The sequence below is a fragment of the Novosphingobium sp. genome, from assembly GCF_027486195.1.
Taxonomy (GTDB): domain Bacteria; phylum Pseudomonadota; class Alphaproteobacteria; order Sphingomonadales; family Sphingomonadaceae; genus Novosphingobium.
Genome location: NZ_JAIXPP010000030.1, coordinates 75,680 through 83,925 on the forward strand (window position 1 = coordinate 75,680; position 8,246 = coordinate 83,925).

At 65.0% G+C, this 8,246-nt stretch carries 9 protein-coding genes and 1 pseudogene; 6 read left to right on the forward strand and 4 right to left on the reverse strand.

What is annotated here, in order from left to right:
- The first annotated feature begins 91 nt into the window (after positions 1-91).
- From Q0071_RS06525 to Q0071_RS06550, 6 genes are all read left to right on the forward strand, one after another.
- Positions 92-934, forward strand: a complete 843-nt coding sequence (locus Q0071_RS06525) for a helix-turn-helix domain-containing protein (RefSeq protein ID WP_298166532.1) — start codon at positions 92-94, stop codon at positions 932-934.
- Between the two features lie 89 nt (positions 935-1,023).
- Positions 1,024-1,674 (forward strand): hypothetical protein, encoded by a 651-nt coding sequence (locus Q0071_RS06530; RefSeq protein WP_298166533.1) that lies wholly within the window; start codon positions 1,024-1,026, stop codon positions 1,672-1,674.
- A complete protein-coding gene (locus Q0071_RS06535) occupies positions 1,646-2,245 on the forward strand; it encodes a hypothetical protein (protein ID WP_298166534.1) in 600 nt (199 codons plus the stop codon). Before Q0071_RS06530 ends, Q0071_RS06535 begins: the two co-directional genes overlap by 29 nt.
- A 99-nt stretch (positions 2,246-2,344) precedes the next feature.
- On the forward strand, positions 2,345-3,478 hold the full coding sequence (locus Q0071_RS06540) for a cobalamin-independent methionine synthase II family protein (RefSeq protein ID WP_298166535.1): 1,134 nt from the start codon (positions 2,345-2,347) through the stop codon (positions 3,476-3,478).
- Positions 3,475-3,870 (forward strand): nuclear transport factor 2 family protein, encoded by a 396-nt coding sequence (locus tag Q0071_RS06545; RefSeq protein ID WP_298166536.1) that lies wholly within the window; start codon positions 3,475-3,477, stop codon positions 3,868-3,870. Before Q0071_RS06540 ends, Q0071_RS06545 begins: the two co-directional genes overlap by 4 nt.
- Positions 3,870-4,613 (forward strand): IclR family transcriptional regulator, encoded by a 744-nt coding sequence (locus tag Q0071_RS06550; protein ID WP_298166537.1) that lies wholly within the window; start codon positions 3,870-3,872, stop codon positions 4,611-4,613. Before Q0071_RS06545 ends, Q0071_RS06550 begins: the two co-directional genes overlap by 1 nt.
- A 63-nt stretch (positions 4,614-4,676) precedes the next feature.
- Here the strand turns inward: Q0071_RS06550 and Q0071_RS06555 are convergent, their stop codons facing one another.
- From Q0071_RS06555 to Q0071_RS06570, 4 genes and pseudogenes are all read right to left on the reverse strand, one after another.
- Positions 4,677-5,516 carry a beta-etherase gene (locus Q0071_RS06555; RefSeq protein WP_298166538.1) on the reverse strand — a complete coding sequence of 280 codons (840 nt, stop codon included), beginning with the start codon at positions 5,514-5,516 and terminating at the stop codon, positions 4,677-4,679.
- A 221-nt stretch (positions 5,517-5,737) separates the two neighbouring features.
- Entirely contained in the window at positions 5,738-7,129 is a 1,392-nt protein-coding gene (locus Q0071_RS06560; protein WP_298166539.1) for an aminomethyl transferase family protein, read from the reverse strand.
- A 408-nt stretch (positions 7,130-7,537) separates the two neighbouring features.
- On the reverse strand, positions 7,538-7,795 hold the full coding sequence (locus Q0071_RS06565) for an ATP synthase F1 subunit epsilon (protein ID WP_298166540.1): 258 nt from the start codon (positions 7,793-7,795) through the stop codon (positions 7,538-7,540).
- Positions 7,796-7,904: 109 nt separating this feature from the next.
- Positions 7,905-8,246, reverse strand: a pseudogene (locus tag Q0071_RS06570) (F0F1 ATP synthase subunit beta); the annotation flags it as partial.

Below are 8,246 nucleotides of genomic sequence, written 5' to 3' on the forward strand. Positions count from 1 at the left end.
CGCTCCCATGGCGGATCACATTTCGTCATTTGACAGGCGGGGCGAATGAACGAAAGACAGGGCAAGGACAAACACGTGGTACTTTCGGGACATGTCTGAGGCGATCCCCCGCTATGCGCTCTATGGTGAAGGACATGCCGCAGCTGCCGGCGGCTTCGCCCATATCGAGACGATTGCAGAGCGCAGTGCGCTCCACGATTGGGAAATAGGCATTCATCGCCACGATCACTTCGCGCAGGTCCTTCTGGTAGAGGAGGGACACGCCAGCGTCACGCTCGAAGGCGATACCACCGATCTGGAGGCGCCGGGCCGGGTCATCGTCCCCGCCGCTGCGGTCCATGGCTTCCGCTTCCGTCAGGGCACGCGCGGGTTTGTCCTCACCTTGTCCACCGACTTTTCCACACGCGCAGCCGGGGCCGCAGATCCGCTGCTCGCCATGCTCGCGCGCGGCGGGATCGCGCCGCTCTCGGCCGAAGCGGCCGCCCGCGCGCTATGGCTCGCGCGCGAGATGCTGGCGCTGCAGCAGGAATGGCAGCAGCAGGACCCCCTGTTCCTCGCGCTCGCCGAAAGCCTGATCCGCACGCTGGGCCGCGATCAGGGCGGGGCGGGGGAGGCCCCGCGCGACGACCAGCGCCTCACCCGCTTTCGCCAGCTGATCGAGCTGCACTACCGCCAGCACCGCGATCTGGATTTCTACGCCGCATCGCTCGGTCTCACTCGCCGCACGCTCTCGCGCCTCACCGCGGCGCAGCTCGGCTGCTCGCCGATGGACCTGATCCACCGCCGCCTCGCGCTGGAGGCCCAGCGCCTGCTGCGCTACACCAACGCCACCGCCACGCAGGTTGCGGGCGAACTCGGCTTCGACGATCCGTCCTACTTCTCGCGCTTCTACTTGCGCATGACCGGCCGCCGCCCCGGCGAGGAGCGCGGCTGATCGTTTTGCCAAGACGGTGCCAAAACATCTTGAGCGAGCGCGGACCGGTGATACCCTGCCATCCGACAACACGATGGGGGGAATACCTGATGGCAATTCGGACGCGCCTGCCGCGCAGGCATTGGGCGAAGTTCATGGCCGTGGCGGCACTGGCCTGCCTGCTTGGCGCGCTGCCGCAGGCCGCGCAGGCGATGAAGTTCTACGTGGCGAACGCGCTGGGTGAGGTGAAGCCCGAAGAGAAAGTCACGCCCGCTGCGCCGCAGCCCGTGCAGGTGATTTTCGAATTTCAGCGCGATGGCAAACCCAATGCCAAGGCGACCAAGGTCGTCACGCCCTGGGCGATGGAAGACCTCAAGGGAACCGGGGCCTTCAGCGAGGTGACCAACGCGCCGACCGCCAATGGCGCGATCATCAGCATCAAGTTCAACAACCTCGTGATCAAGGAAGAGCTCGACAAGACCAAGAAGCAGGCCTTCGGGGCTGGCCTCGGCTTTGGCCTGTTCGGCGGTGTGCTGGCTGTGGATCACTACGTCGTCAGCATCGATTATGTGCCGGCCACAGGTGCCGCACCGATCCACACCGAAGTGAAGCACGAGCTTTACGCCAAGTACGGCAAGAAGGATGTGGAGGTGCCCGGCACCGAGTACAAGAACGCAGACGAGGCGGTAAAAGTGCTGGTCCGTCAGGTCCTTGCACGCGGCGTGAACAACATTGTCGCCGATCCCGCCTTCCCGCGCTGAACGGATGTGCGGGGCCGGCCTGCGCCGGCTGGCGCTGATCGCGGCTGCCACGGCCTGCCTTGGCGGCTGTTCCGCGCCCGTGGTCGAGCTTCCACCCTCGCTCGAAACCATTCGCATTCTGCGCAACCAGAACGTGCCGGCGATGGCCTTGGGCCCGTTCGCGCCGGCCTCGAAGGACGTTGGCCACAGCATATCGATCCGGCTCGGCATCCTCCACCCACCCAAGGGCCGCAACTTTGCCGAATTCCTCGGCGCCACGTTCGAGACGGAGCTGAAAGCGGCGGGCAAGCTCGATCCAGCCGCTCCGCTCCAGCTCAGCGGCGTGCTCACCGAAAGCCGCGCGAGCGAGGATATCAAGAACGGCGGCGGCTCACTCGGCGCAAGGATCACGCTCTCGCGCGGCGGCCAGCCCATCTTCGCCAAGGACTACCGGGCCGAGACGAAGTGGCATTCGAGCATCATCGGCGCGCTCGCCATCGACGAGGCGTTTGTCCAGTACAACGCGCTCTACGCGGCGCTGGTCCGGCAGGCCTTGTCCGATCCCGAACTTGTCGCCGCCGCCAAGCGCTGATTGCCCGCGCAAAAGCTGCTTTTCCGGCGCAGCTCAGGCTTGCCACGCCCGCTCCATTCACTATGAAAAGTTCATGGATATGAAATGGAGAGCGGTGTGATGGCCAAGATCAAGACAACTCACGTCGGTAGCCTGCCGCGCGGCGATGAACTCACCCCGCTGCTCCTCGCGCGTGACAAGGGCGAGGCCTATGATGCGCAGGCCTTCGATACCGCCGTTGCCGCTGCCGTCGATGCCGCGGTCAAGGCGCAGGTGGAGGCCGGCGTTTCGGTCGTCTCCGATGGCGAACTCGGCAAGGTCGGCTACTCGACCTACATGATCGAGCGCCTCTCCGGTTTCGGCGGCCATATCGATCGCAAGCCGGCGGCAGACCTTGCCGAAGTGCCCAACCTTGCCAAGAAGCTCTCGGCCATCATGGGCAGCCAGGAATTCGTCCGCGCCTCGTGCATCGGCGATGTCCGGCTCGTCTCGCTCCAGCCGCTCCACGATGATATCCGCCGCTTCCGCGCCGCGCTCGACATGCATGCGGGGCCGGATACCGAGGCCTTCATGAACGCCGCTTCGCCCGGCCTCATCACCGCCTTCCAGGTCAACCGCCACTATCCCAGCCACGAGGCCTATCTCGCCGATCTCGCCGATGCCATGCGCGAGGAATACGAGACGATCGTGAACGCCGGCTTCTACCTTCAGCTCGATTGCCCCGATCTCGCCATGAGCCGCCACACCGGCTATCAGGACATGAGCGAGGAAGACTTCCTCAAGATCGCCGCCGCCAACGTCGAGGCGCTCAATGCTGCCACTGCCAATATTCCGCCCGAGCGGATGCGGATGCACGTGTGCTGGGGCAACTACGAAGGCCCGCACGATCACGACATTCCCTTGGAGCGCGTGATCGATATCGTGCTGAAGGCGCGCCCTTCGACCGTGCTGTTCGAAGCCGCCAACCCGCGTCATGAGCACGAATGGAAGGTGTGGAAAGACGCCAAGCTGCCCTCCGACAAGATCCTCGCCCCCGGCGTGATCGACACCTGCTCGAACTACATCGAACATCCCGAGCTGATTGCCCAGCGCATCGAACGCTTTGCCGCCATTGTCGGGCCGGATCGGGTCGTCGGCAGCACCGATTGCGGCTTCGGCACATTCGCGGGCTACGGCAAGATCGATCCCATCGTCACCTGGCGCAAGCTGCGCAACTTGCGCGAGGGTGCGGATATCGCGGCGGCGCGGGTATGACGGAGGAGGAGCGCCGCGCGGCGGAACATGACTGCGCCCGCCTTATCGCGCTCTACGCCAACCTCAACGACGAGGCGCGCTGGGATGAGGTGGCGGCGCTCTATGCCGAGGATGGCGTAATGGTCCGCCCCACCGCGCCCGATGCGCCGATCCACGGGCGCGAGGCGATCCTTGCGGCCTTCAAGTCACGTCCGGCGCGCACCACGCGCCATGTGTGCAGCAATGTTGTCATCACCGTCGAAAGCGCGGATAGGGCCAGCGGCGTCAGCGCGATGCTGCTGTTCACAGGCGCTGCCGCCCCGCTCGTGGGTTCGTTCCACGACAGGTTTGTGCGCACAGCCGAAGGCTGGCGCTTTGCCGAACGGCGCGGATCGCTTACCTTCGCGCCCTGATGGCCACATCCCCCGCCGCCCCTCCGGTCAAGTCCGCGCTGCGCACGCTCGATGTGATCGAGTTTGTCGTCGCGCACCGGCAGGGCGTGGTGGCGCAGGAAATCGCCGGCGCGCTCGGCATCCCCGTGAGCAGCCTGTCCTATCTCCTCACCACGCTGGCCGATCGCGGCTATCTGGTGCGACAAGGGCGGCGCTATCTGCCCGGCCCCGGCCTCGACCGGCTGCGCGCCGCCCCCGATGCGCTCCCGCTGGCAGACCGCGTCGCCCCGCTCGTTCGCGCCTTGAAGGGAGAGCTCAACGAGACTGCCTCGTTCATGGTCCAGCGCGGCTGGGAGGTTGAGGCGCTCGTCACCGAGGCGAGCGATCAGGCGCTGCGCTATGCCGTCGATCCGGGCACGCAGCGGCCGCTCCATGCGCTGGCGGCGGGCAAGGTGATCCTCGCTGCACTGTCCGAAGCCGAGCGCGCCCGCTACTTCGCCGAAACCACCCGCGCCGCGTTCACCCCCGCCACCCGTACCAGCGAGGCCGATCTGCGCGCCGATATCGCACGCATCGCGGGAGACGGCATGGCCGTCGCGCGCGAGGAAGCCACCGTCGGCATCGTCGGTACTGCGGTCCCTGCGCGGATCGACGGCGCCTTCGTCGGCGCCTTCAGCGTCGCCATCCCCGCCGTCCGTTTCGATGCCGCGCTGGAGGCCCGTGTGCGGGCAGCACTGATGCGCGCCGCAGGGGCCCTTTCCTAGGTCCTCCCCATTTTTGCGAAGCACAAATGGGGAGGTGGCCCGCGAAGCGGGTCGGAGGGGCCCCTACTTCTTCATCCCAGCCGTAATCCGCTGCGTTTCCGCACTCGTTGAAGCAGGCCCGGTATTCCGCTTGTAGATCCCGCCTTGCCCCGCCGCGCGGTTGAACAAGTCCGGCCCCTCCTCCGGCTGCGCAAGACCGAACAGCGGAAACAGCCCCGGATGCCGCCCCAGACCGCCGAAGAGATCAAGGCACCGCTCGATCCAGCCTCGCAGCGGATCATCCTCGGCGAGCACCGGCGTCTTGCACACCGATGCGGTGAACAGAATGCCGCCCAGAATGCGGTAATCCGCATAGTTGGGAGTATCCCCGCCCAGCCACAGGCTCTGCCCCAGCGCGGCGCGCAGCGGCTCCAGCGCGGCGGAGATCTTCGGCAGCCGCTCCTCGCGCCCGGCCTGTACCTCTTCCAGCTTGCGCCCCAACATCTTCTCGCGGCTATGGGTCACATATTCGTGGTCCTGCGGCAGCGAAAGATCGCGGTAGTCCGCGCAGAAGCAGAACATCCACGGGCCGACGGCGGCATTCCAGAACCAGTGATCGAGCGCCTTTAGCGTCGCCGCGACTGAAGGATGCGGGATCAGCGCAGGGCGATCCGGATACTTCGCGTCGAGGTATTCCACGATCCCCCAGCTATCGAGCACCCATTCCCCATCGTCGACAATCGCGGGCAGCCGCTCGGTCTTGCCGCCGGTGCGTTCCAGAATGCCGGTGAACCCGCCGGGCACCACATCCATATCGAAGCCCTTGTGTTTCAGCGCATATTTGGTCGCCCACACAAACGGACTGATCGTCGCCCCCGTGCTCAGCGCCAGGTCATAGAAGGTGATCGTATTGTTGGCGGCCATGGCATCCTCGCGTGTTTTCGTTGCGGACATTCTGCCAGATAATGTTAGTAGTACAAACTAAATTTGTGCGTGCTGCTGGGCAGGAAGAGGGTTCTCGCAGAGACGCGGAGGAGAAAGGGGAAGAGCGCAGAGAAGGAAGAAAGCCTGCGGCGCAGCCGCCTTTGCTCTGTCTTCTCTGCGTCCTTCTTTCCCTCAGCGTCTCTGCGAGAAATCCTGAATGCTCAGGCCTTCCGCGTGCGCCACCCTTCCGCATAGTTGTCGCGCGCCGCCGCCACATAAGGCACCGGCGAGACAACCGCCTTGATCTCGGTCTGCACGTGCGGCTCCACGGTGGGCTTCGAAGTGCCGCCGTCAGGCTCGCCCCACAGCAGCGTCACTTCAGTGCCCGGCTCCGCAAAGCCCGGCTCCATCATGGCGAGCGTCAGGAACTTGCCCTCGTTCGCGGTGTAGCCGATCCAGGTCGAAAGCCCGACCTGCTTGCCGCCGCTCAGCACCTGATCAAACGGGTGCATCGAATAGACCGAACTCGGATACTCCATGAACTTCGCGCGCTCGCCCTGCGAAAGCGCGGAGGATTGCACGCGCATCACGTCCTCGTTGTCGAGCGCCAGCGTCACCTTGGTGCGGTGGCCTCCCGCCGCCGCCATCTTCTCGAGCGCGGCGCGGCCGATGAACTCGTGGTCGAACTTCACGAACGGCCCGTAACCCAGATCCCACGGCGTGGTGTAGTAACCCTCGACCGTCTCGGGCACCCAGCTTCCGCCGATCGAGCACTTCGACTCATAGGAATTGGCTGTCAGCCACGCGCGATAGGGGGCCAGCGCCTCGCCGGTGTAGATCGCGGGGAAGGGGGAGGGGATCCAGCCCGATTCCAGCGTGTTGGACGAATAGGCCCGGCCGCCCACCAGTGCCATGCCGAATTCCTTGCCCGCCTCGACCAGCGTCGCATGCACCGCGCCATAATCTCCCCAGGGGCCGAACAGCTCGAAACCCGGCTGCCCCGCCATGCCGTGGCGCAGCGCGCGCACTTCCTTGCCGCCGATGGTCAGGCGGCACATGTGGAAGAACTTGAGCTCGGGCGGTGTCGCGCCGATGGCCTTCTCGATGATCTTCATCGCATTGGGGCCCTGCACCTGGAAGCGGTAGGAATTGCGCTTCCCGTCGGTGCGCATCGCCCAGCGCTCGTCGCGCTCCACGGTCACGTTCCAGTTGCCGGTCGCGGCATGGTATTCCACCCACTCGATCGTCGGCGCGCGGCCGACGAGGTTGAAGTGGTTCTCGTCGAGATAGAACAGGATCACGTCGCCGATCACGTAGCCATCGGGCGTCACCGGCACGAACTGCTTGGCGCGCTCGGGCTGGAAGTTCTTGAACGAGTTGATGCCGAGATGCTCGAGCATGGCGAAGGCGTCCGGGCCCTTAACCGCCAGATCGACCATGTGGTACGACTGGTTGTAGAGCACTGCGGTGTGTCCCCAGGCCCACTGCTCGGCGCGCCAGTTGGAATACTCCGCCGGCACGCCGGGATAAACGTTGGGGCCAACCTGCTGGTTGCGCAGGAAGTGGACGAGATCGCTCTGGCCGGCGATCACGGATTCAAGGGACTGGGTCATGGCAAGGCTCTCCCGGAATGCGATTACGGATTCGCCATGCCTGAATTTCATCAGGCTGAAAAGTTCAGTTATGTGAAATAGCGAAAAAAGTTCGCGACCTGAAAGCCCCGCCCCGTTCGGGGAGGGGTTGGGGAGGGGTAACCAGCCTCTCCGGCAAGCGCCGCGCGCCACCACCCAGCCTCCCCCGACGGGGGGAGGGGCGGGCCGCGAAAAGCTGAACTGCAGTTTATCAAATTCTCCCACCTCGTCATTGCGAGGAGCGCAGCGACGAAGCAATCCAGAGCGTCATGCACGCCGGCTCTGGATTGCTTCGCTACACTCGCAATGACGAACAGGTGGGGCGTCCCCCCAAACGCAAAAGGCCGGCCCAAACGGACCGGCCCCTTGGCAAACCGCGGCAAGCTGAAATCAGCCCTCGACGTGCTCGGCCAGCACAGTCAGGCCCTTCTCGCTCACTTCGGCGAAGCCGCCGGTGATGCGGATGTCCTCGGGCGCCGCGCCCGCGCTGCGATAGACCCGCAGCGCGCCGTCCTGGATCGTCGACATGAACGGCGCATGGCCTTCCAGCACGCCGAAGTTGCCTTCGGAGCCGGGGACTTCGACCATGAACACCTCTTCCGAACGGACGAGGCGGGCCGGGGTAACGAGTTCGAAGTGGAGCGACATTTTGAACCTCTACTCCCCTCCCGCATGCGGGTGGGGTCGGGGGTGGGCCGGGGTGAAGCGCTAGGCCCACCCCAAACCCCTCCCGCATGCGGGAGGGGCTTAAGATCAATCAGGCTTCGTCAGCCATCTTCTTGGCCTTGGCGATCACATCATCGATACCGCCGACCATGTAGAACGCGCTTTCCGGCAGGTGATCGTATTCGCCGTCAACCACCGCCTTGAACGAACGGACGGTGTCTTCGACCTGCACGAACTTGCCCGAGATGCCGGTGAACACTTCGGCCACGTGGAACGGCTGCGAAAGGAAGCGCTGGATCTTGCGCGCGCGCGCCACGATCAGCTTATCTTCTTCCGAAAGCTCGTCCATGCCGAGAATGGCGATGATGTCCTGCAGCGACTTGTACTTCTGCAGGGTTTCCTGGACGCGGCGGGCGGTCTCGTAGTGCTCCTG

Bases quoted from the DNA above. Each gene is read 5' to 3' on its own strand.
- Q0071_RS06525 (WP_298166532.1), top strand. From the start codon at position 92: ATGTCTGAGGCGATCCCCCGCTATGCGCTCTATGGTGAAGGACATGCC.
- Q0071_RS06530 (WP_298166533.1), top strand. From the start codon at position 1,024: ATGGCAATTCGGACGCGCCTGCCGCGCAGGCATTGGGCGAAGTTCATG.
- Q0071_RS06540 (WP_298166535.1), top strand. From the start codon at position 2,345: ATGGCCAAGATCAAGACAACTCACGTCGGTAGCCTGCCGCGCGGCGAT.
- Q0071_RS06545 (WP_298166536.1), top strand. From the start codon at position 3,475: ATGACGGAGGAGGAGCGCCGCGCGGCGGAACATGACTGCGCCCGCCTT.
- Q0071_RS06550 (WP_298166537.1), top strand. From the start codon at position 3,870: ATGGCCACATCCCCCGCCGCCCCTCCGGTCAAGTCCGCGCTGCGCACG.
- Q0071_RS06555 (WP_298166538.1), bottom strand. From the start codon at position 5,516: ATGGCCGCCAACAATACGATCACCTTCTATGACCTGGCGCTGAGCACG.
- Q0071_RS06560 (WP_298166539.1), bottom strand. From the start codon at position 7,129: ATGACCCAGTCCCTTGAATCCGTGATCGCCGGCCAGAGCGATCTCGTC.
- Q0071_RS06565 (WP_298166540.1), bottom strand. From the start codon at position 7,795: ATGTCGCTCCACTTCGAACTCGTTACCCCGGCCCGCCTCGTCCGTTCG.